General features: G+C 65.1%; 21 protein-coding genes and 1 riboswitch. Of the genes, 12 read left to right on the top strand and 9 right to left on the bottom strand.

The window, feature by feature from the left end:
• Positions 1–8: 8 nt before the first annotated feature.
• Positions 9–302: a hypothetical protein gene (locus P24_RS20530; protein WP_008945375.1), complete on the bottom strand. Its 294-nt coding sequence runs from the start codon at positions 300–302 to the stop codon at positions 9–11.
• Between the two features lie 64 nt (positions 303–366).
• On the opposite strand from P24_RS20530, the gene P24_RS20535 reads away from it, so the two are divergent.
• Genes P24_RS20535 through P24_RS13935 form a run of 3 tightly spaced genes read left to right on the top strand, consistent with a single transcriptional unit; the run spans position 367 to position 1423 of the window.
• Complete coding sequence (locus P24_RS20535) at positions 367–579, top strand: hypothetical protein (protein ID WP_008945376.1); 213 nt, start codon at positions 367–369, stop codon at positions 577–579.
• Entirely contained in the window at positions 576–971 is a 396-nt protein-coding gene (locus tag P24_RS20540; protein WP_008945377.1) for a D-Ala-D-Ala carboxypeptidase family metallohydrolase, read from the top strand. Before P24_RS20535 ends, P24_RS20540 begins: the two co-directional genes overlap by 4 nt.
• Complete coding sequence (locus tag P24_RS13935) at positions 959–1423, top strand: hypothetical protein (protein WP_008945378.1); 465 nt, start codon at positions 959–961, stop codon at positions 1421–1423. The genes P24_RS20540 and P24_RS13935 overlap by 13 nt, the downstream gene beginning before the upstream one ends.
• Before the next feature lie 167 nt (positions 1424–1590).
• Here P24_RS13935 and P24_RS13940 read toward each other — a convergent pair whose 3' ends face one another.
• The 5 genes from P24_RS13940 to P24_RS13960 all read right to left on the bottom strand — a co-directional run bounded on the left by P24_RS13940 (position 1591) and on the right by P24_RS13960 (position 7831).
• The gene (locus tag P24_RS13940) at positions 1591–2961 is read right to left on the bottom strand and encodes a TRAP transporter large permease (RefSeq protein ID WP_008945379.1); all 1371 of its coding nucleotides are present in this window, start codon (positions 2959–2961) and stop codon (positions 1591–1593) included.
• 56 nt (positions 2962–3017) lie between these two features.
• Positions 3018–3611: a TRAP transporter small permease subunit gene (locus tag P24_RS13945; protein WP_008945380.1), complete on the bottom strand. Its 594-nt coding sequence runs from the start codon at positions 3609–3611 to the stop codon at positions 3018–3020.
• Between the two features lie 116 nt (positions 3612–3727).
• On the bottom strand, positions 3728–4783 hold the full coding sequence (locus tag P24_RS13950) for a TRAP transporter substrate-binding protein (protein ID WP_008945381.1): 1056 nt from the start codon (positions 4781–4783) through the stop codon (positions 3728–3730).
• Between the two features lie 463 nt (positions 4784–5246).
• Positions 5247–6803, bottom strand: a complete 1557-nt coding sequence (locus tag P24_RS13955) for a DHA2 family efflux MFS transporter permease subunit (protein ID WP_008945382.1) — start codon at positions 6801–6803, stop codon at positions 5247–5249.
• A complete protein-coding gene (locus P24_RS13960) occupies positions 6800–7831 on the bottom strand; it encodes an HlyD family secretion protein (RefSeq protein ID WP_008945383.1) in 1032 nt (343 codons plus the stop codon). The genes P24_RS13955 and P24_RS13960 overlap by 4 nt, the downstream gene beginning before the upstream one ends.
• Before the next feature lie 230 nt (positions 7832–8061).
• Here P24_RS13960 and P24_RS13965 point away from each other — a divergent pair, with 230 nt between their 5' ends.
• The 3 genes from P24_RS13965 (at position 8062) to P24_RS13975 (ending at position 9918) form a co-directional block, all read left to right on the top strand.
• The gene (locus P24_RS13965) at positions 8062–8724 is read left to right on the top strand and encodes a TetR/AcrR family transcriptional regulator (protein ID WP_083859788.1); all 663 of its coding nucleotides are present in this window, start codon (positions 8062–8064) and stop codon (positions 8722–8724) included.
• A gap of 132 nt (positions 8725–8856) precedes the next feature.
• Complete coding sequence (locus tag P24_RS13970) at positions 8857–9345, top strand: hypothetical protein (protein ID WP_008945385.1); 489 nt, start codon at positions 8857–8859, stop codon at positions 9343–9345.
• Positions 9346–9444: 99 nt separating this feature from the next.
• A complete protein-coding gene (locus tag P24_RS13975; RefSeq protein WP_008945386.1) occupies positions 9445–9918 on the top strand; it encodes a PAS domain-containing protein in 474 nt (157 codons plus the stop codon).
• Between the two features lie 18 nt (positions 9919–9936).
• Here P24_RS13975 and thiC read toward each other — a convergent pair whose 3' ends face one another.
• Complete coding sequence (gene thiC / locus P24_RS13980; RefSeq protein WP_040707827.1) at positions 9937–11763, bottom strand: phosphomethylpyrimidine synthase ThiC; 1827 nt, start codon at positions 11761–11763, stop codon at positions 9937–9939.
• A gap of 65 nt (positions 11764–11828) precedes the next feature.
• A riboswitch (TPP riboswitch) is annotated at positions 11829–11937 on the bottom strand.
• A gap of 296 nt (positions 11938–12233) precedes the next feature.
• Between thiC and P24_RS13985 the strand changes: the two genes are divergently transcribed.
• Positions 12234–13106, top strand: coding sequence for a bile acid:sodium symporter family protein (locus P24_RS13985; protein ID WP_008945388.1), 873 nt, complete (start codon positions 12234–12236; stop codon positions 13104–13106).
• A gap of 12 nt (positions 13107–13118) precedes the next feature.
• Here the strand turns inward: P24_RS13985 and P24_RS13990 are convergent, their stop codons facing one another.
• Positions 13119–13403: an addiction module antidote protein gene (locus P24_RS13990; RefSeq protein WP_008945389.1), complete on the bottom strand. Its 285-nt coding sequence runs from the start codon at positions 13401–13403 to the stop codon at positions 13119–13121.
• A 4-nt stretch (positions 13404–13407) separates the two neighbouring features.
• Positions 13408–13704 (bottom strand): type II toxin-antitoxin system RelE/ParE family toxin, encoded by a 297-nt coding sequence (locus tag P24_RS13995; RefSeq protein WP_008945390.1) that lies wholly within the window; start codon positions 13702–13704, stop codon positions 13408–13410.
• Positions 13705–13795: 91 nt separating this feature from the next.
• On the opposite strand from P24_RS13995, the gene P24_RS20635 reads away from it, so the two are divergent.
• The 5 genes from P24_RS20635 to P24_RS19365 all read left to right on the top strand — a co-directional run bounded on the left by P24_RS20635 (position 13796) and on the right by P24_RS19365 (position 20335).
• A complete protein-coding gene (locus P24_RS20635) occupies positions 13796–14965 on the top strand; it encodes a trypsin-like peptidase domain-containing protein (protein ID WP_008945391.1) in 1170 nt (389 codons plus the stop codon).
• Positions 14966–15131: 166 nt separating this feature from the next.
• Entirely contained in the window at positions 15132–16106 is a 975-nt protein-coding gene (locus tag P24_RS19355; protein WP_008945392.1) for a calcium-binding protein, read from the top strand.
• Positions 16107–16218: 112 nt separating this feature from the next.
• Positions 16219–18453 (top strand): glycosyltransferase family 2 protein, encoded by a 2235-nt coding sequence (locus P24_RS19360; protein WP_008945393.1) that lies wholly within the window; start codon positions 16219–16221, stop codon positions 18451–18453.
• Positions 18453–19667, top strand: coding sequence for a glycosyltransferase (locus P24_RS14015; protein ID WP_008945394.1), 1215 nt, complete (start codon positions 18453–18455; stop codon positions 19665–19667). The genes P24_RS19360 and P24_RS14015 overlap by 1 nt, the downstream gene beginning before the upstream one ends.
• The gene (locus P24_RS19365) at positions 19667–20335 is read left to right on the top strand and encodes a hypothetical protein (RefSeq protein ID WP_008945395.1); all 669 of its coding nucleotides are present in this window, start codon (positions 19667–19669) and stop codon (positions 20333–20335) included. The genes P24_RS14015 and P24_RS19365 overlap by 1 nt, the downstream gene beginning before the upstream one ends.
• The last annotated feature ends 18 nt before the right edge of the window (positions 20336–20353 follow it).

Raw genomic sequence — 20353 nt, forward strand, 5'->3', positions numbered from 1 at the left:
AAAATCCCCTACTCCGCCTTGTCGAGCCAGGCGGCGGAGAGGAAGACGCCATCCCGGAAATCGCAGCGCCAGGCGCGGCGCCAGCGGCCGTCCGGCGAGACCGCCTCGGCGAGGATCGTCCAGTCGCCGCCGCGATGCGTCAGTTCCGACGGGTCGAAGCGGGCATCCCGCGCCTCCGGCAGGGCGGCGCGCAGCGCGGCGAGGCAGGGTTCCATCTCGTAGCGGACCTGCCGTTCCGGCGGTGTCGAAGCACAAGCGCCAAGCATCAGCAGGCAGATCTGGATCGGCAGGATTCTAAGCACGGGTATGGCTCCGGGAGATGGGCTGTCACCCCTAGCACATTTCGACGAGACAAGGAGGGTTCGCATGACCCGCGACGAACGCGAGCGTCTGGCGACGCTGGAACAGCAGATGCGCGACAGCCGCGACGATATGGCGGAGCTGAAGCAGGATGTGAAGGCGATCCGCGGCACGCTGGCCGAGGCGCGCGGCGGCTGGAAGCTGCTGATGCTGCTGGGCGGCGCGGCGGCGGCGCTGGGGGCCGCCTTCGGCAAGCTGCTGGGCGGTGCCTTACCGTGAGCTTCTTCCAGCACTGGTCGCTTGTGCCGAATGCGCTGTGGCACTGGCCGGACTTCACGCCACGGGAGATCGCCAGCCGGGGCGATGGCTCCCTGCTGATCGCGCCAGCTGCCCTCGACCGGTTGCAGGCGCTGCGCGAGGCGCTGCGCCGGCCGGTGATCGTGACCTCGGCCTACCGCGATCCTGTCCATAACGCCCGTGTCGGCGGCGCGCCGCTCTCCCGCCACAAGAGTGGCGATGCCTTTGATCTTTCGCTGCGCGGCCACGACCGGGCGGCGCTGCTGGAGGCCGCCCGCGCATCGGGCTTCACCGGCTTCGGCTTCTATTCAACCTTCCTGCATGTCGATTGCGGGCCGACAAGAGAGTGGGGAGACAAACGATGGACGTCCTGAGCTTCTTCGCCTCGATCCTGACCGGCGGGGCGACCGGCCTGCTGGGCCTCGTGGCGTCCGCCGGCATCCGTCTCCTGGAGGCGCGCGAGAAACGCCGCACGCTGGAGCTGGAGCTGGCCCATGCCGAGCGGCTGCATTTGCTGCAGATGGAGGCGAAGAATGCCGAATGGGAGAATGAACGGCTGATCGCGGAGCTGGCCACGGCACGCGACCTGCGCACCGCCTCCTACGATCACGACCGCAGCTACGGCCGCGCCAGCCAGTGGGTCACGAACATCTTGCGCCTGGTGCGCCCCATGCTGACGCTGCTGCTGATCGGCCTGACCGGCCTGGTGTTCTTCGCGCTCTACAGTGACGAGGACCGCCGCCGCATCGTCGAGATGCTGGTCTATGCGACCACCGCCGCCATCATCTGGTGGTTCGGCAGCCGCGACCTGGAAAAGCGGAAGTGAGGGGAGACGCAAAGCGAACATCATCATCTTGTCACCCCCGGGCTTGACCCGGGGGTCCAGGGGCGGCGCTTTGCCGGTAGTGTCCCAGACCGTGGCCCCTGGATTGCCGGGTCAAGCCCGGCAATGACTTCGAGAAGAAAACAGATATCGGATCAAACTTCCCTGCGCTAATCCAGCAGCGTCGTGGGCAGCCAGAGGGCCAGGTCCGGGAACAGGATGACGAGGCCGAGGCCGATCACCTGCAGGATCACGAAGGGAATGATGCCGCGATAGATCGACTGGATCTTCATTTCGCGCGGTGCCACGCCCTTCAGGTAGAACAGCGCAAAGCCGAAGGGTGGCGTGAGGAAGCTGGTCTGCAGATTGACCGCCACCAGGATGGCGAACCACAGCACCACGCTCTGCGACGGCACATGCCCCTCGAAATCCAGCAGGCCGACGATCGGCGCGAAGACCGGCAGCACGATCAGCGTGATCTCGATCCAGTCGAAGAAGAAGCCCAGGAAGAACACCACCCCCATCAGCACGAACAGGATGCCCCAGGGGCCGAAGCCCAGGCCCTCGATGAAGTCGATCACCAGATCGTCGCCGCCAAGCGAGCGGAAGACGTAGGAAAAGGCGGTCGCGCCGACGAAGATGAAGAACAGCATGCCGCCGGTCAGGGCCGAGCGCTCGCACACTTCCTTCAGCACTGCGAAGCTGAGCCGCCGGTTGAAGATCGCCAGCAGCGTGGCGCCGAAGGCACCGACACCGGACGCCTCGGTCGGCGTCGCCCAGCCGGCGAAGATCGACCCCAGCACCAGCGTGATGAGCAGGATCGGCGGGATGAAGCTGCGCGCCACCATGATCAGCAGCTCGGCCGTGTTCTCCGGCCCCTCCGCGTCGGGCATCGGCGGCGCCATCTTCGGGTTCAGCGTGCTAGTGGTGGCGATATAGGCGAGATAGATCGCCGAAAGCAGGAAGCCCGGAATGATCGCCGCCAGGAACAGGCTGCCCACCGAGATCGCCAGCAAATCGCCCATGATGACCAGCATGATCGAGGGCGGGATCAGGATGCCCAGCGTGCCCGAGGCGCAGATCGTGCCGGCCGCCAGCGGATGGCTGTAGCCGCGCTGCAGCATGACCGGCAGCGCCAGCAGCGTCATCATCACCACCGAGGCGCCGATGATGCCGGTGGTCGCCGCCATCACCGTGCCCATCAGCGTGACCGACAGGGCAAGCCCGCCCGGCACCCGGCGCAGCAGCACCTGCAGCGCGTGCAGCAGGTCGTTGGCGACGCCGGATTTCTCCAGCATCGTTCCCATGAAGATGAACATCGGCACGGCAACCAGCACCAGGCTCTCAACGATGCCGCCATAGACCCGCGAGATGATGTTGAAGAATTCGATGGGCGAGAACACGTCGTAGATCACGCCCAGCCCGCCGAAGGCGAGGCCGATGCCGCCCAGCACGATGGCGACCGGCAGGCCGGAAAACAGCAGGAAAGCCAGCGCCACGAACATCAGCACCGGAAAATAATCTTCGATATAGAATTCCATGGAGGCGGGTCCGTTTCGGCGTTTCGCGATCGTCGTCAGGCGTTCAGAAGTGGCGCTTAGCTGCTGTGCGGGGCTGTGGGCTTGTCCGGCATCTCCATTTCACTGTTCGAGAAGAGATGCAGCCCGGCGCGGTCGCGCAGCCGGTCCGGCCCGAACAGATAAACGAGGTTGCGCAGGATCGAGGAAATCGCGGCCAGCGCCAGCAGGGCGAAGCCGAGCGGCACGAAGCTCTTGATGATCCAGCGGTGAGTGAGGCCGGTCAGCGCCGAGGAGACCTCGTGCGACAGGTAGGAGCGCATGACGAAGTCATAGCCGAAATACAGGATCACATAGCAGTAGGGCAGCAGGAAGAAGAGCATCCCGAAGATCTCGATCCAGGCCCTTGTGCGCCCGCTGAAACTCTCGCGCAGCAGCTCGATGCGGACATGGCTGTCCTTCACATAGGCGAAGGCGAAGCACATCAGGAACAGCACCGCGTGCAGGTGCCATTCCAGTTCCTGCAGCTTGGTCGAGCCCAGCACGAAGAAGCGCCGCGTCACCACGTCGAAGATGATGACCAGCATCAGCGGGATCGCCAGCCAGGCCGCCAGCTTGCCGATGGCGCTGACGAAGCGGTTCAGCCCGTCGCTGACCTTGATGAGGGTATCCATGATCCGTCCTTGAGAGTCTCTTGCCGCCTGCCAGATATTGCGGGCGGGGTAGGGGCAGAACGGCCAGGATCACATAGGCGATCCTGGCCGTTCGCCGTCATTAGGTCAGCCGCTGCTTACCGCAGGTAGCCGACTTCCTTCCAGGCCACATAGTCCTTGCGGAAGGCCTGCAGCGAGTCCCAGGCCCGCTTGAAGTCCGGGTCGACGGACTGTTCCTTGGCGACCTCCTGCCAGGCGGCCTCCAGCTGGTCCAGGATCGGCTTCGGCCAGGTGTGGATGTTCACACCCTTGGCCTTCAGCTCCTTCAGCGCGCCGAACTGGATGGCCTCACCCTCGGCGAAGCCGTAGCGGATATTGTCGCCGCACACCGCTTCGATCTGCGCCTGCTGGGTCTTGTCCAGCGCATCCCACTTCGCCTTGTTGATCATCAGGTCGAACAGCGTGGACTGCTGATGCCAGCCGGGGAAGTAATAGTGCTTGGCGACCTGGTGGAAGCCCAGCTTCAGGTCGATGGCCGGCATGGAGAATTCGGTGGCGTCGATGGTGCCCAGCTCCAGCGCCGGATAGATGTCACCGCCGGCGAGAAGCTGCGTCGAGACGCCCATCTTCTCCATCACCTTCGCGCCCAGGCCGAAGAAGCGCATCTTCAGCCCCTTCAGATCCTCGGCGGTCTTGATCTCCTTGCGGAACCAGCCCGAGGCCTCCGGCGCGATGATGGCGCACATCACCGAATGGATGCCGTTCTTGTGGTAGATGTCGTCGAAGATTTCCTTGCCGCCGCCGAAATAGAACCAGGCGAGATATTCGCCGGCATTCGGGCCGAACGGCACGGCGGCGAAGAGCTGCAGCGCCGGCACCTTGCCCGCCCAGTAGCCCGGCGTGGAGAAGGCGGTATCGACCGACCCCTGCGCCACCGCATCGAACACTTCCAGCGCCGGCACCAGGGCGCCCGGCTCGAAGAACTTGATCTGGATATTGCCGCCCGACACCAGATCGATCTGGGCATCGACACGCTTGGCCAGCGTGCCCAGCTGGGTCAGCGAGCCCGGATATGTGGAGCCCATCTTCCAGCGGATGCGCTTCTGCGCCTCGGCATCGCCGGCGGCCATCGCCAGGATGCCGCAGGCAAGGCCCGCGATGGTGGCGGCCTTCAGGATTTTACGTAGATTCATCCCATCGTCTCCCTAGAGTTCGTTTTTGTAAGTTTTGTTTTTGGTCTTCTTGATTTTGATGTGCCCGGCCAAGGGCAAATGCGGTGGCCGGGCACGGGCGCTCCCTGTCAGGAGGGTTGACATATTCGCAACCCCCTCATTCGTTATTGTGAGGCGAGCCTAGCGGCAATTGCTATGCGCGGCAAGATTGTTTCTTCTTTGGAACAATTACAGTCTGTAAGTGTCGAAAAGGCGCGGAACCGGGGCTCCCTCCGCGCTGCGCGCATGCCGGCCATGCGGCCTGTCGCCCTGGCACCCGCCACCTACTCCGCCCGTCACCCCCGCCTTTATTGCGGGGGTCCAGGCTTCCGCTCGCTGGATGTCTGTCGAGAAAGCTGAAGCCTGGATTCCCGCAACAAGTGCGGGAATGACGACAGGGGAAATGGCATCTCGGAGTCTGTGATTGCCGGCGACTTTCGCGCCGTCAGTCGCGCGGTTTCTTCACCAGCGGCATGAAGACCAGTGCGGCGCCGAAGGTCAGGCCGATCAGCAGCAGGCAGTCGTTGAAGCTGAGCACCAGCGCCTCGCGCTGGGCGAGCTGGAACAGTATCTTCATCGCCGCCAGTTCCGGATCGCCCGCCAGGCCGTCCCCCAGCCGTTCGGAGAGCCGGTCGATATAGGCCTGAACCTGCGGCCGGCTGAGCGTCAGGTTCTCGGTCAGGTAGGACAGATGATGGGCGCCGCGATCCACCAGCAGCGTGTTGATGACGGCCAGCCCCATGGCGCCGCCCAGATTGCGCATCAGGTTATAGAGCCCCGCCCCGTTCTTCAGCTTGTCCGGCGGCAGCGTGCCCAGCGCCAGCCGGTTCACCGGCACGAAGCAGAACATCAGCGACACGCCGCGCACCGCCTGCGGCACGAAGAATTCCCAATAGCTCGATTCCGCCGTCAGGAAGCTGTTCAGGTACAGCGCGAAGCAGAACAGCGAGAATCCGAACGCCAGCATCAGCCGCAGATCCAGCCGCGTGGACAGCGTGCCGACCAGCGGCGCCACGGAGAACTGGAAGGCGCCGGTCACCATCATGATGATGCCGATGTCGAGCGCGCTGTAGTCGCGCACCTGGGCGAGGAACAGCGGCGTCAGATAGACCGAGCCGAACAGCCCGATGCCGACCACGAAGCTGAAGAAGCAGCCGAGCGCGAAATTGCGGTCGGCGAAGGCGCGCAACTCCACGATGGGCTGGCGGTAGGTGAAGGCGCGCCAGAAGAACACACAGCCCGAGACGGCGGACAGCACGGCGAGGCGGAAGATCGTCTGGTCCTCGAACCAGTCTTCGCGCGGCCCTTCCTCCAGCACATAGTTCAGCGTGCCGAGCGAGATCGCCAGCGCCACCAGCCCCGGCAGGTCGAGACCGCGCAGATAGGCCGGCTCCGGCTTGTCCACATCGATGCAGCTCCACACCGTCGCGGCGATGATCAGGCCGGGGACGATGTTCACGTTGAACAGCCAGTGCCAGCCCAGCGTCTGGGTGATGAAGCCGCCCAGCGTCGGCCCGATGGTCGGCCCCATGGTGGCGACCAGCCCGATGACGACCGAGACCTTTCCCATGCTGGAGCGCGGAAACATGGTGTAGGCGGTGGAGAAGATCGACGGGATCATCGCCCCGGCGAAAAAGCCCTGCAGCGTGCGCGCCACGATCATCGCCTCCAGGCTGGTGGCCAGCGAGCACAGGAAGCTGAAGATGGTGAAGCCCAGCGCCGCGATGCTGAACATCACCCGCGTCGAGAGGATGCGCGCCAGCGCCCCGGACAGCGGGATCATCACCACCTCGGCAATCAGGTAGGAGGTCTGGATCCAGCTGATCTCCTCCACGCTGGCCGACAGGCCCGCCTGGATATCGGCCAGCGAGCTGGCGACGATCTGCACGTCCAGGATCGCCATGAACATGCCGAAGATCATCGCGAAGAAGCCGGCCTTCTGGCGGAAGGTCGGCGGCGGCCGGTCGCCGATGGCCGGGGCTGGGGCGGGCGTGCTGCTCATTCCCCGGAATCGCGGATATCCACCGACACCACGGCCGACAGGCCGGGCCGCAGCCTCTCCCGCAGCGGGTTATCCGGCGACAGCGCTATGCGGACCGGCAGGCGCTGCACCACCTTGGTGAAGTTGCCGCTGGCATTTTCCGGCGGCAGCAGGCTGAACTGGGAGCCGCTGGCCGGCGCCAGACTCTCGATGCGGCCTTCCAGCGGCGTGCCGGCAAAGGCATCGATCTCGACCCGCACACGCTGGCCGATGCGCATGCGGCCGATCTGGGTCTCCTTGAAATTCGCCACCAGATAGACCTCCGGCAACGGCACGACGGACATCAGGTTGGTGCCGGCGCGCACATAATGACCGACCCGCACGCCGCGATTGCCGACGACGCCATCGACCGGCGCCCGGATCACCGTATGGGCCAGATCGACCTCGGCGACAGTCTGGGCGGCACGCGCCTCCTCGACCTGAGCCTCGGCCAGCACGCGCTCGCTCTGCAGCACATCCAGGCGCTGGCGTTCCGCCGCCAGGGCAGCCCGTGCGCTGGCCTGCGCCGCCGTCGCCTTGGCGAAATCGGCCTCCGCCGTCTCCAGCCGCTGGCGGCTGACCACATCGTCGCGGCGCAAGGCCTTCAGCCGGTCATAGTCGCGCCGGCTGCGGTTCAGCTCGGCATCGGCGCCGGCGACCGCCGCCTCGGCCTGCTCAATCAGCGGCAGCTGCAACAACAGGCGGCTGTCGATGCCGACAATGACCGCCTGGGCTGAGGCCACATTGGCCGCCGCCTCGGCGACACGCGCGGCATAATCGCTGTCCACCAGCGTCACCAGCACCTCGCCCGCCCTGACCCGCTGATTGTCAGCCACCGGGACGCTGGCCACATAGCCGGGCACGATGGGGCTGACGACCGAGATGTCGGCATGGATATAGGCGTTGTCGGTCTTCTCGACGAAGCGCCATTCGGTCTGCCAGCGCCAGCCGGCATACAGCGCCGCCGACAGCAATCCCGCCAGGGCCAGCATCAGCACCAGCTTGCGCATTCCATCCCCGTCTTTTCCGTACCGTTTCTCTGCACCCGTCCAAACTGAACTGAACGGTTCAGTTTATCCTTGCCCGCACGCTACGCCCGGCTTCATAGTCCGTCAATATTGACTGCGTGGATTCGGTTCAACTCAACTGTCACCCCCGGACTTGATCCGGGGGTCCAGGGGCGGTGCCCAGCTTGGATCGTCTCAGAACGCGGCCCTGGATTGCCGGGTCAAGCCCGGCAATGACAAGGATAGAGAAGGGGCATCAGGTGGAGACGGTCCTGCTGGACAGTGTGATGGAGGAACCCGCCGCCGGCTCGAAGCCGGCGCAGGTGCTGGCCGCCGCCCGCGCGGAATTCCTGCGCCACGGCTTCGCCAACACCAGCATGGACACCATCGCGCGCGTGGCCGGCGTCTCCAAGGCCACGGTCTATGCCCATTTCGGCAGCAAGGAGGAACTGTTCGCGGCGATGGTCGCGACCAACTGCCGGCGCATCGCCGAAAGCCTGAAGGAGGAGACGCTGGAAGGGCTGCCGGTGCGCGCCGCGCTGACACAGATCGGGCGGCAGTTCCTGACCTTCCTGCTGAGCCCCGACACCCAGGCGATCTACCGCGTCGTGGTGGCGGAGACGCCGCGCTTCCCCGACCTTGGCCGGCGCTTCTATGCCGCCGGGCCGCAGAACACGCGCGGCCGCATCGCGCGCTATCTGGAGCGCGCCGCCGACCGCGGGCTGATCCGGCTCGACGATCCGGCCCGCGCCACCGAAATGTTCCTCGGCATGCTGATCGGCCCGCGCCACCTGAAGCGCGTGCTGGGGCTGGAGCCGGCCATGTCGGACACCGAGATATCCAGCGCCGTGGACCATGCCGTCGCATGCTTCCTCGTCCTGCATCCGACGCCCTGAGAGGGTCGGATCGCGAAGCGGGATTTTCATAAAATCTTAAGTATATTGATCCAAAATCCTGCCAACAGCGCGGCGTGGGCTATACTGCCGCGAAACAGGATCGGGATCTGTCACCCCTATGAGTACCCCCTTATGAGTGCGCCTGTCGATATCGCGCACAGCAAGCTGCGCAGCCTGTATCATTTCTGGGAATCGCGGCGCCCGGCCCCTGATCTGCTGCCCGGCCGCCAGCATTTCCAGGCCGAGGATATCTGGCCCTGGATCGGCTATATCGGCATGGTGGATGTGGAACGCGGCGATGGCCCGGATACGCCGCTGCGTTTTCGCATCCGGTTGCAGGGCGAGAATCTGGCGCGGCTGACCGGCAACAGGCAGGCCGGCCGCTATCTCGACGAGACGCTGAACACCAAGTATCGCGAGCTGATCCTGGACCAGCATATCCAGGCCGCCAGAACCGGCCAGCCGGCCTATCGCATCCAGCGCGACGATTCGAAACCCTGGAAGCGGATCGACCGGCTGGTGCTGCCCTTCGCCAGCGATGGCCATACTGTCGATCTGCTGATGACAGGGCTCTACATGGCGGTCACGCCATCGCGGCCCTTCAGCGAAAATATCCCCTGACTCGCCCCGCCACGGCCAGCTTCAATAAATATTTAGAACTTTATTAATTATTTGCCGATCATCCTGTAGCCACGGCCAAATTCCGACCCGGCAAGGACCATGGATTCGATACAGCATAAGGAACTGGCGGCGCTCCACCGCTTCTGGCAGGGGCTGTCGAAAGACGGCCGGCTGCCCGCGCGCCATGATTTCCTGGCGGAGGACCTTGCCGACTGGATCGGCCATATCAGCCTGCTGGAGGTGGAGCGCGATCCGCTGCGCTTCCGCTTCGTCCTGCATGGCGGCCATTTCACCCTGCTGTCAGGCCTGTCGCTGGCCGGCCGTTACCTTGAGGAAGGGCTGACACCGCGCTACCGCGACGAGGTGCTGGCCTGCTACCGGGAAGCCGTGGAGACGCGGCAGGCGGTCTATCGCCACTATAGCGACCACAGCCTGCCCTGGCGCGAACTCGACCGGGTGATCCTGCCGCTGGCCGATGACGGCGTTACCGTGGACCGGGTCATGGTCGGGCTTTACACCCTCGCCGACCCGCCGTCGCAGGGCGGCTCCCGGCTGCTTTCGCGCCGGAACTGAGCCGCCCCCAGACGTCTGTTATTCCGCCGCCGGTTTGGCGATCAGGATGTCACCGCCCTTTTCCATAAAGCTTTTCGACATCTCCGCCATGCCGCTCTGCGCATAGTCGCGGACTTCCTGGCTGATCTTCATCGAGCAGAATTTCGGCCCGCACATGGAGCAGAAATGCGCCAGCTTCGCGCCCTCGGCGGGCAGGGTCTGGTCATGGAACTGCTCCGCCGTCTCCGGGTCGAGCGACAGGTTGAACTGGTCGCGCCAGCGGAATTCGAAGCGCGCGCGGGACAGCGCATCGTCCCGCACCTGCGCCGCCGGATGGCCCTTGGCGAGGTCGGCAGCATGGGCGGCCAGCTTGTAGGTGATGACACCCACCTTCACATCGTCGCGGTCGGGCAGGCCCAGATGCTCCTTCGGCGTCACGTAGCACAGCATCGCCGTACCGAACCAGCCGATCATCGCCGCCCCGATGCCGCTGGTGATATGGTCATAGCCCGGCGCGATATCGGTGGTCAGCGGCCCCAGCGTATAGAACGGCGCCTCGCCGCAGACCGAAAGCTGCTTGTCCATATTGGCCTTGATCTTGTGCATCGGCACATGGCCCGGCCCTTCGATCATCACCTGCACATCATGCTTCCAGGCGATCTGCGTCAGCTCGCCCAGCGTCTCCAGCTCGGCGAACTGGGCGGCGTCATTGGCATCGGCGATGGAGCCGGGGCGCAGACCATCGCCCAGCGAGAAGGACACGTCATAGGCCTTCATGATCTCGCAGATTTCCTCGAAATGCGTGTAGAGGAAATTCTCCTTGTGGTGGGCGAGGCACCATTTGGCGAGGATCGAGCCGCCGCGGCTGACGATTCCGGTCACGCGCTTAGCGGTCAGCGGGATATAGGCCAGCCGCACCCCGGCATGAATGGTGAAGTAATCCACCCCCTGCTCGGCCTGCTCGATCAGCGTGTCGCGGAAAATCTCCCAGCTGAGGTCTTCCGCCTTGCCGCCGACCTTCTCCAGCGCCTGATAGATCGGGACGGTTCCGATAGGGACCGGGGAATTGCGCAGAATCCATTCCCGCGTGGTGTGGATATTGCGCCCGGTGGAGAGGTCCATGACCGTATCCGCGCCCCAGCGGATCGCCCAGACCATCTTGTCCACCTCCTCCGCGACCGAGGAGGTCACGGCGGAATTGCCGATATTAGCGTTGATCTTCACCAGGAAGTTACGGCCGATGATCATCGGCTCCGCCTCCGGGTGGTTGATGTTGGCCGGAATGATGGCGCGGCCGCGCGCCACCTCGTCGCGCACGAATTCCGGCGTCACATAATCGGGGATGGCGGCGCCGAAGCTCTCTCCATCGCGCTCGAACCGCTCCTTCAGCCGCTCCCGGCCCAGATTCTCGCGGATCGCGACATATTCCATCTCCGGCGTGACGATGCCGGCGCGGGCATAGGCCAGCTGGGTAACCGCCCTGCCCGCCTTGCCGCGCAGCGGCCGGATGCCGGACCGGTCGAACATCGCCACCTTGCGCTGTTCGCCCTGCTTCAGCCCATCATCCTCCGGCCTGATATCGCGGCCCTCATAGGCCTCCACATCGCCGCGGCCCTCGATCCAGGGGCGGCGCAGGGTCGCCAGGCCGCGCGCGATATCGATGGAGGCGGCGGGGTCGGTATAGGGGCCAGAGGCATCATAGACCCGCATCGGCGGCTCGCCGGAGGACGGCTCCAGATCGATCTCGCGCAAGGCGACCCGGATATCGGGATGGCGCGTGCCGGGGACGTAAATCTTGCGCGAGGCCGGCAGCGGCCCGGTGGTGACGGAAAATTCTTCGAAAGAGACTGGCTTTGCGGATGACATGGCGATCTCCAACAAGGTTGCAGGAGATCCGGGAGAGCTTCGAAATGGGGGTTGGCCTGTGATGTGTGTGCGGCCCTTTCCATCCCTACGCCGGTACGACCCGGATCAGGTTCTAAGGGTTCCCGCGCGCTAGCGGTATCTCAGCCCCTTCTCGGGGCGCCCCTTGGATAACGGCATGATGGCCCCGGTGGTTCGGCACTGTCAATCGGGGGGATCACGTCGTTGGGATGTCTGCGCTGGAAAGAAAACCGTGACTTTGGCACTTATACTCTTGCCGTCACCCCCGCATTTATTGCGGGGGTCCAGGCCTCCGCTTACTGGATATCTGCCGAGCAGGCTGAGCCCTGGATTCCCGCAACAAGTGCGGGAATGACGGTTTGAGAAAATGTGCGCAACCACAGTACCGCTACCCTCCCACCCGCCGCAGCGCGTAGAGTGCCGGCGACAAAAACGCAGGGGATAAGCTTTCCATGGGGATCATCACCGACATCGTGCTGCCGGTTTCGCTGGCCTTCATCATGATCTCCATCGGGCTGACGCTGACGCTGGGCGATTTCCGGCGTGTCGCGGCGCAGCCCCGCGACTTCCTGATCGGTGCCGTCAGCCAGATCATCGTGCTGCCGCTGGTCGCCTTCGCGCTGGTCACCGCCTGGCGGGTGGAGCCGGTGCTGGCGGTCGGCGTCATGATCATCGCCGCCGCCCCCGGTGGCGTGACCTCCAACCTGCTGACCCTGTTCGCGCGCGGCGATGTGGCGCTGTCGGTCTCGCTGACCGCGATCACCAGCCTGCTCAGCGTCGTCACCGTGCCGCTGATCGTGGTGACGGCGCACCAGCATTTTGTCGCCGGATCGGGGGGCGAAGTCGCGGGTGATCTGACCGTGACCGGGGCGGTGCTGAAGATTTTCGTCATCGTCACCGTGCCGGTGCTGGCCGGGCTGGCGGTGCGCCATACGATGCCGGGTTTCGCCCTGCGTTTCGAGCCGCTGGCGCGGCGGATATCGGCGGTGCTGTTCGTGCTGGTGATGGTGGGTGCGATCTATGCCGAGCGCGCCAATATCGGCAGCTATTTCGCGCAGGCCGGGGCGATCACCCTGACGCTGAACATCGCGATGATGGCGATTGCCTTCTATGGCGCGGCGTGGCTGGGCATGCGACGGCCGCAGCGCATCGCCATCGCGCTGGAATGCGGGCTGCAGAACGGCACGCTGGCGATCGCCGTGGCCGCCAGCCTGTTCCACGAGACGCTCTACGCCATCCCGGCAGCGATCTACAGCCTGATGATGTTCGGCACCGCGCTCGCCTTCGTGTTCCTGGTCACGCGCGGCAGGCCGGCAGCGGTGTAGGGAAAGCGGCGCTTATACCGGCGTGGCGGACAGGCGGACGCCGAAGCTCTTCAGCACCTTCAGCACCGTGCTGAATTCCGGCCGCCCCTCCGCGCTGAGGGCGCGATAGAGCGATTCGCGCGCAAGTCCGGTCTCCTGGGCGATCTGCGTCATGCCCCGCGACCGGGCGACATCACCCAACGCGGCGGTAATGACCGCCGGGTCGCCATCCTCCATGGCCGCATCCAGATAGGCGGCTATCGCCTCTGGACTGTCCAGATGCTCGGAAGCATCCCACAGCCGTGTCTTTACCGGCATCGTCCTATTCCTCCAGTTCCAAAACCAGCGCCCTGGCCTTCGCAATATCTCGGTCCTGCGTGCGCTTGTCTCCGCCGCACAGCAGAATCATCAGGACGGGTCCACGCTGGCAGAAATACACGCGATAGCCCGGCCCGTGATCGATCCGCAATTCGCTGACGCCGCCGCCGACCGGTTTCACGTCGCCCGGATTGCCCAGCGAGAGCCGCCGCAACCGGATCGCGATCCGCGCCTTTGCGTCACGATCCTTCAGCCGGCCAAACCAGCTGGCAAAGACCTCTGTCTGGCGCACTTCGATCATACTGAAATGTAACTTATAGATTACATTCATACAAGCAGCTGAAGTACAGATAACTTCCGCCGGGCGCCGAAACCCCTTATAGAATCCCGCCATGGCATACAGCATCGTTCCCGACACCGAGAGCGCACCCTGGCGGACCGTCGTGTCGGTGCGGGCCTGGTTCGACACCGCCACTGGTCGGGAGGAGAAGACAGGCAGCGGCGTGCTGGTCGGTCGCAATGATGTGCTGACCGCCTCGCACATCGTCTATGACGCCCGCTATGGCGTCGCCGACCATATCGAGATCGCACCGGGCAGCACGCCGCTGACACAGCCTTTCGGCACCTACACGGCGGTCAGCTGGTCGCACGAGATCGTCGATCCGGATGACGACAACGTGCTGGAGATCGACGAGGTCACGCGTGACTATGCGGTGCTGAGCTTCGACACCCCGCTGGGCGAGGAGCTGGGCTGGATGACGCTCGACCCCGGCTTCACAGCAGGAACCGCCACCCTGACTGGCTATCCGGGAATACAATCGGGCCGCATGACGACGGAGACCGCATCGGCTGGCCTGACGGAAGCCGCTGGCGTGCTGTCGCTGACGGGATTTGAAGTACGTCCTGGCCATAGCGGCGGGCCGGTCTGGGTCGAGGGCGCGAACGGGCCGGCGCTGGTCGGGCTGGTTTCCACCATCGCCTGGGGCTTCCAGATTGGCGGCGGCCAATACGACAAAATCCTGTCCCTGACGGCCGGCAACGAGCATCTGCTGGGCGCCTATGGCGCCATCGACGTGACCGGCGGCGCGCTGGCCGACATGATTGCCGGGGCCGACCATGCCGACCGCATTACAGGGGCCGGCGGCGCGGATACGCTGAGCGGCGGCAAGGGCGCGGACACGCTGACAGGCGGCGAGGGCGGCGATGTGCTGCGCGGCGGCAAGGGGCATGATTCGATCGTCGGCGGGGCCGGCGACGATACGCTCTATTCCGGGCTGGGGCGCGACACGCTGGAAGGCGGAGACGGGGCGGATGTCTTCGTGCTGCGCGGATACGATCCCATCTTTCCGGGCGCCGAGCTTGCCCCCACCCTGCTGGATTTCACACAGGGCATGGACCGGCTGATGGTGGAGGGGGTCACCGAGCCGGAAATCCAGGCGGCGCTCGCGCTGCAATCCGATGATGGTGAATTTCTGATATTTAACGTCAGCGGTAGCATGATAAGGCTGGCCGGCATCAACGCCTTGACCGAGGCCGATTTTCTTTTCGAAGTGACCAGCTAACCACTTTGAATAATTGGTTAATCATTTTGTAAAACACTATTATTCCATTGACGGCATGCTGGAAGCGGGCGCATGTTTCCATAAAATTGCTTCTATCTCCGATGCGCACATAGTATCGCCGCGCTAGAAACAGGCGGCAGCCAGCCTTCCAGAAAGGAATCCTCCCATGGCAACCATCCCCGGCGGCATCATCGACACGACGACCAGCATCTCGCAGATCACCAAGGATGTGATCAGCGCGATCCTGACGCAGCAGAACATCGTCGAGACCAGCATCCAGAAGGTGTCGATCACCACGCCGACCCAGACGGTGACGCTGACCGGATCCAATAACAAGGTTATCATCGACAGCTCCGCCAACGACACGGTGACGGTCGCCGGCAGCACGGGCGACGATCTGGTCGTCGCCGGGGCGGGCACCGACATCATCATGGGCGGTGCCGGCAACGATTCCCAGTTCGGCGGTGCCGGCAACGACATTGTCTCCGGCGGTGCGGGCGACGACCTCAATTATGGCGGCGAAGGCAACGACGTCATGTATGGCGGCAGCAATGACTTCCTTTATGGTGGCGTGGCGGCGGATGATGATGGCAACAACACGATGTTCGGCGACGAAGGCGACGACTCTCTGGTCGGCGGCTCCGGCAACGACACGATGCGCGGCGGCGACGACAACGACACCGTCGAAGGCACGGCCGGCAACAACCTGATCTATGGCGGAACGGGGGATGACTCCCTTGTGGGCGGCACCGGCAGCGACACGATGCAGGGCAATCAGGGCAATGATATCGTAACCGCTGGCAGCGCCATCTCCGCGGAACTGCGCGGCGGCAAGGATAATGACAGCATCGTCGGCGGCGGCGGCAACGACACGCTCTATTCCGGCAAGGGCACGGATACGCTGACCGGCGGGGCAGGCGACGATATCTTCTCCTTCAAGCAGGGCGACGGCACGGCGGTGATCACCGATTTCGGCACCGGCAGCGACCGGATCGAAATCGTCGGCTACAGCTTCAGCCAGCTGGCCATTGCCAACAATGGCTCGGGCCATGCCGTGGTCACGCTGCCGGACGGCTCCACCATCGAGCTGCAGGGCGTGGACGCCGCCACCCTGACGGCCGATTTCTTCCTGTTCAGCTGATCTTAACAAAGCAGGCGTAATTTCCCGCGAGAGCCCGGCCGGCAAGAATACCGGTCCGCTGTCGCTTCCTGCGGGTGGAACTGTCCCGCGCCAACAAGGGCTCGTATGCCAGATGCGGGAGACTGCGCCCTCCGGCTCCGCCGCCATCACCCTCTTCCTGCTCGGGCCGGAGCTGTATCTTGGCATCCTGGCCGAGACACAACCCTTTCCCGCCGACGCCACCCTTGCCCTCAATCGCGGCGAGAAGCCGGTGCAGCAGCTTGTCCGCACCGTCGTCGATGTGCGCGGCGGCGTGCGGCGGCGCGGCTTTGTCCTTTTCCGCCGCTCCGGACGCTCCGCGCAGCCCGTCTCGCAGATGAGAATCGGCGACCGCGGCAAACAGACCCTGCTTGTCCCTTCCGGGCCGGCACTGCCCTTCGCCGAGGCCGCGCGGCGGCTGGGCAACGATCTCTGCCTGCGCACCCTCGGTTTCCTCGTGCGTGAGGCCGCTCCCCGGCTTGGCCTGTTCGAACGCGGGCAGGATACATCCGCGATTCACGCCCTGCTGCTGGAGATGGCGACCGCCTATCTGCCGGTCAGCTATCACGCCGACCTGTCGCACGGTAAGCATTATGTCGAATCGCGGCTGGTGGCACCGGACACGCGCCCGGTGACGATCCTGTCGATCGGCCAGGATGGCGCGCGCGTCACCCTGACAAAACCTGTCGAGATTTCCCGCGTCTCCAACAGCGATTTCCGCCAGGGCCTGTTTTTGAACGGGCAGGATGAACAGCCCTTCCGGGACGAGATCGTGGTCATGCTGCAGGGCGATCAGGCGCTGAAGATCGCCGCGCCGAACGTCCGCGGCACCTCAATGAAGGCGTTTCTCGGGCGGGTCGCGGAGTTCGATATGGCGGCCCGGCTGCGCCTGCGTGAGGCGTTGGGCACGATCATCGGCAAGGACGATCCGTTCGGCTTGGTCTTCGCCTGGATGCAGCGGCTGCAGGCCTTCGGCGCCGTGACCAGCGCCAATGCCAGGGCGCCGTTCGGCGGCGGCATTGACCTTGCCGTGCCCTGCGGCGATGCCGGTATCTACCTGCGCGGCTGGCTGTGGGACCCGCATGAGGCGCTGCAGCGCTTCGACGTGGTGTCGGCCTATGGCGAAAAGACCTCCGCCCTCGACCGTCTGGTCCGCATCGACGATGAGAAAGTCGGCAAGCATTTCCAGAAGAACGGCCTGCCGATGCTGCGGGAAAAGCCCGGCTTCGTCGCCTTCCTGCCGATGGCGAAGGGCGCGCGGCATGGGCTGCAGACCCGCGCCGAGCTGGATTTTGCCGGCGGGGTGAAGATCGATCTCATGAGCCCGGTCTCGCAGATGACGCCACGCCTCGCCCGCGATCTTGTGCTGCGTTCCGTCCCGCGCGAGAGCGTCACGCCGGAGATTCTGGAGACCCTCTACCATCCGGCGCTGGGCGCCCTGCAGGCGGAGTGCCTGACCGGCAAGCGGATCGACCGGGTGGTTTCCTTCGGCACGCAACCGACGAAGCCCGGCGTCAGCATCGTCATCCCGCTCTATGGCCGCTATGATTTCATCCGCGCGCAATGGATGCGCTTTGCCTTCGATCCAGACCTGACCAATGCCGAGCTGATCTATGTGCTCGACAAGCCGGAGGATGCGGCGGAGGTCGACTCGCTGCTGCGCGGGCTGCACCTGACCTTCGGCGTGCCCTGCCGGCTGGCGGTGAATGCGGAGAATTATGGCTTCGCCGGCGCCTCCAATCTGGGGGCGTCGCTGGCCACCGCGCCGATGCTGCTGTTCCTGAATTCTGATGTCGTGCCGATGGGGCATGGCTGGCTCAGCCAGATGCTGGGCTTCTACAAGGCAACACCGGAGATCGGCCTGCTGGGGCCGAAGCTGCTGTTCCCCGATGGCAGCATCCAGCATGCCGGCCTGCATTTCATCGGTGGCATCACGCAATGGTGGCTGAACGGCGTCTATTGCAAGGGCTACCCCGCCGACTGGCCTGCGGCCTGTACCTCGCGGGAGGTTCCCGCCGTCACCGGCGCCTGCATGATGATCGCGCGCGGCAAGTACGAGGCGGTGGGCGGCATTCCCGAGCACTATGTGATCGGCGATTTCGAGGATACCGACCTCAGCCTGCGCTGCCGTCGGCAGGGCTGGCGCAACTGGTACATGGCCGACGCCGCGCTGATGCATATGGAGCGCGCCTCCATCGAGGGCCATGCCAGCTACAGCCTGGCGCCGGTCGATGCCTATAATGGCTGGCTGCACACGAAGCTTTGGGGCGCGGATATCGCCGCACTGCAAGGGGCGTTCGCGGGCGGCCCGCTGCGGCAGGTGGCGTGATGCGCATCCTGCAGGTTGCCCCGGCCTTCTTCGAGTTCCAGCCCGGCGGGACAGAGCTGTGCGCGCGCAGCCTGCACCGCGCCGCACTCGGCGAACCCGGCATCGAGTCGCATTTGCTGGCCTGCGTGCCTTCCTGGCATGCCAAACCTGGGGCTGGCAGCGATTTCCTGACGCCGACAGCCGGCCGGAACGAGACCGGCATCTCGATCCGGGCGTTCGACACCTTCCACCTGTCGCAGCTGGATGATCTGGGCGTCCTGCGCTCCTTTAGGGATTTTCTGCAGGATTACCGCCCGGACCGTATCCATTTCCACCATCTGCTGTATCTGGGCGTGGAAGGCATCGCTGTCGCGCGGCGCACCTGCCCGGACGCGGAAATCCTGCTGACGCTGCATGATTACTATGCGATCTGCGCCCATGACGGGCTGATGACGAAGAAGCAGGACGGCGCGCTGTGCTATGGCGCGCAACCGCATGCCTGCCTGCAGTGCCTGCCGGAAGCCTCGCTTGAGGATTTCGCCCTGCGCGAACAAGGCATCCGCGCCGCACTGGAGCTGGTGGACCGGCTGATCGCGCCCAGCGCCTTCCTGCGCGAGCGCTTCCTCGCCTGGGGCATCCCGGCGGAGCGGATCGTCTGCCAGCCCAACGCCCTGCCGGAAGGCTGGGCGGGGGTGACGCCGCTGCCGCCGCGCGAGTGCCGGCCGGACGCGCCCATTCGCTTCGGCTTCTTCGCCAATGTGATGCCGCACAAGGGGCTGCATGTGCTACTGGAGGCCGCCCTGTCGCTGAAGGAACAGGGCGTAGAAGGCTTCCGCATCGCCGTGCATGGATCGGACAAGCATGCGCCCGAGGCCTACAAGGCGCGGATCGCGGCGCTTTCCGACAGGCTGGGCGCATCCGTCTCGCAGCGCGGCGGCTATGCGCATGAGGAACTGCCGGGCCTGCTGGCGGGCGTCGATGCGGTCATCGTGCCGTCGGTCTGGTGGGAGAATGATCCGCTGATCGTCCGCCAGGCTACAGCCGCCGGGCGTCCCATCCTCTATGCCGATCTGGGCGGGCTGGCCGAGGCCGGGCAGCAGTCGGGCGGCATCCCCTTCGCTGCCTGCGATGCCGCATCGCTGGCGGACCGGATGCTGTCCTTTATTCAGGACACGGGCACTCAGGACGCAGGCGTCACACGGCAGCCGACGCTGGCCGTCGGAGGGCAGCGCTGATGGCCCCGGCGCCGGGGAGCAGCCTGCCGGCGCGCCAGGCCAGCCTGCCGGCGCACGCGGGCGGCATTCTCGGCTGCATCGATGCCATCGATGGCGACCGGCTGTTCGGCTGGGCCTGGGACCCGGCACGCCCGTCGGCACGGCTGCCGATCGAGATCTATGTCGATGGCGACCGGACGGCGCGGATGGAAGCCGGGCAGCTGCGCGAGGATCTGGCCGCCAACGGCATCGGCGACGGCTATCACGCCTTCGAATATCAGGACCCCCAGGGCCGGGCGCTGGCCAGCCACAGCATCGAGGTCCGGCTGGCAGGGCAGGCGGGATCGCTGCCGGCGGCGGGACAGGCGGCCTCCGTGCTGGCGACGCATGCGCTGTTTACGCGGCTGGCTCAGCTGGAGTCGGCGGTGGCGGGGCTGCAGGACGAACAGCAGAAAACCGGCAGGTTCTATCACTTCGCCCTGAAGGGGCTGGAGACGCTGCAGCGCGATGTCACCCTCCACGACAAGGTGCTGTATCGCCAGGACGAACGCACCGAGGCGATCCTGCAGCAGACCTCGCGCTTCGGCGACTTCGTCCGCAAGATCGTCTGGAACCGGCGGTTCATTGTCACGCTGTCCTTCCTCGGGCTGTTCGCCCACCTGTTCTGGATTTTCATTTTCTTCTTCTGAGGCGTAAGCGCGTTGCCG

The sequence above is a fragment of the Oceanibaculum indicum P24 genome (genome assembly GCF_000299935.1).
GTDB classification, from domain to species: domain Bacteria; phylum Pseudomonadota; class Alphaproteobacteria; order Oceanibaculales; family Oceanibaculaceae; genus Oceanibaculum; species Oceanibaculum indicum.

Excerpts from the sequence above, each read along its gene's own strand:
- P24_RS19360 (WP_008945393.1), top strand. The coding sequence starts at position 16,219 with ATGCGGGAGACTGCGCCCTCCGGCTCCGCCGCCATCACCCTCTTCCTG.
- P24_RS13935 (WP_008945378.1), top strand. The coding sequence starts at position 959 with ATGGACGTCCTGAGCTTCTTCGCCTCGATCCTGACCGGCGGGGCGACC.
- P24_RS20535 (WP_008945376.1), top strand. The coding sequence starts at position 367 with ATGACCCGCGACGAACGCGAGCGTCTGGCGACGCTGGAACAGCAGATG.
- P24_RS13985 (WP_008945388.1), top strand. The coding sequence starts at position 12,234 with ATGGGGATCATCACCGACATCGTGCTGCCGGTTTCGCTGGCCTTCATC.
- P24_RS13945 (WP_008945380.1), bottom strand. The coding sequence starts at position 3,611 with ATGGATACCCTCATCAAGGTCAGCGACGGGCTGAACCGCTTCGTCAGC.
- P24_RS19365 (WP_008945395.1), top strand. The coding sequence starts at position 19,667 with ATGGCCCCGGCGCCGGGGAGCAGCCTGCCGGCGCGCCAGGCCAGCCTG.
- P24_RS13990 (WP_008945389.1), bottom strand. The coding sequence starts at position 13,403 with ATGCCGGTAAAGACACGGCTGTGGGATGCTTCCGAGCATCTGGACAGT.
- P24_RS14015 (WP_008945394.1), top strand. The coding sequence starts at position 18,453 with ATGCGCATCCTGCAGGTTGCCCCGGCCTTCTTCGAGTTCCAGCCCGGC.
- P24_RS13975 (WP_008945386.1), top strand. The coding sequence starts at position 9,445 with ATGGATTCGATACAGCATAAGGAACTGGCGGCGCTCCACCGCTTCTGG.
- P24_RS13965 (WP_083859788.1), top strand. The coding sequence starts at position 8,062 with ATGACAAGGATAGAGAAGGGGCATCAGGTGGAGACGGTCCTGCTGGAC.
- thiC (WP_040707827.1), bottom strand. The coding sequence starts at position 11,763 with ATGTCATCCGCAAAGCCAGTCTCTTTCGAAGAATTTTCCGTCACCACC.
- P24_RS13995 (WP_008945390.1), bottom strand. The coding sequence starts at position 13,704 with ATGATCGAAGTGCGCCAGACAGAGGTCTTTGCCAGCTGGTTTGGCCGG.
- P24_RS13960 (WP_008945383.1), bottom strand. The coding sequence starts at position 7,831 with ATGCGCAAGCTGGTGCTGATGCTGGCCCTGGCGGGATTGCTGTCGGCG.
- P24_RS13955 (WP_008945382.1), bottom strand. The coding sequence starts at position 6,803 with ATGAGCAGCACGCCCGCCCCAGCCCCGGCCATCGGCGACCGGCCGCCG.
- P24_RS20635 (WP_008945391.1), top strand. The coding sequence starts at position 13,796 with ATGGCATACAGCATCGTTCCCGACACCGAGAGCGCACCCTGGCGGACC.
- P24_RS13940 (WP_008945379.1), bottom strand. The coding sequence starts at position 2,961 with ATGGAATTCTATATCGAAGATTATTTTCCGGTGCTGATGTTCGTGGCG.
- P24_RS19355 (WP_008945392.1), top strand. The coding sequence starts at position 15,132 with ATGGCAACCATCCCCGGCGGCATCATCGACACGACGACCAGCATCTCG.
- P24_RS13950 (WP_008945381.1), bottom strand. The coding sequence starts at position 4,783 with ATGAATCTACGTAAAATCCTGAAGGCCGCCACCATCGCGGGCCTTGCC.
- P24_RS13970 (WP_008945385.1), top strand. The coding sequence starts at position 8,857 with ATGAGTGCGCCTGTCGATATCGCGCACAGCAAGCTGCGCAGCCTGTAT.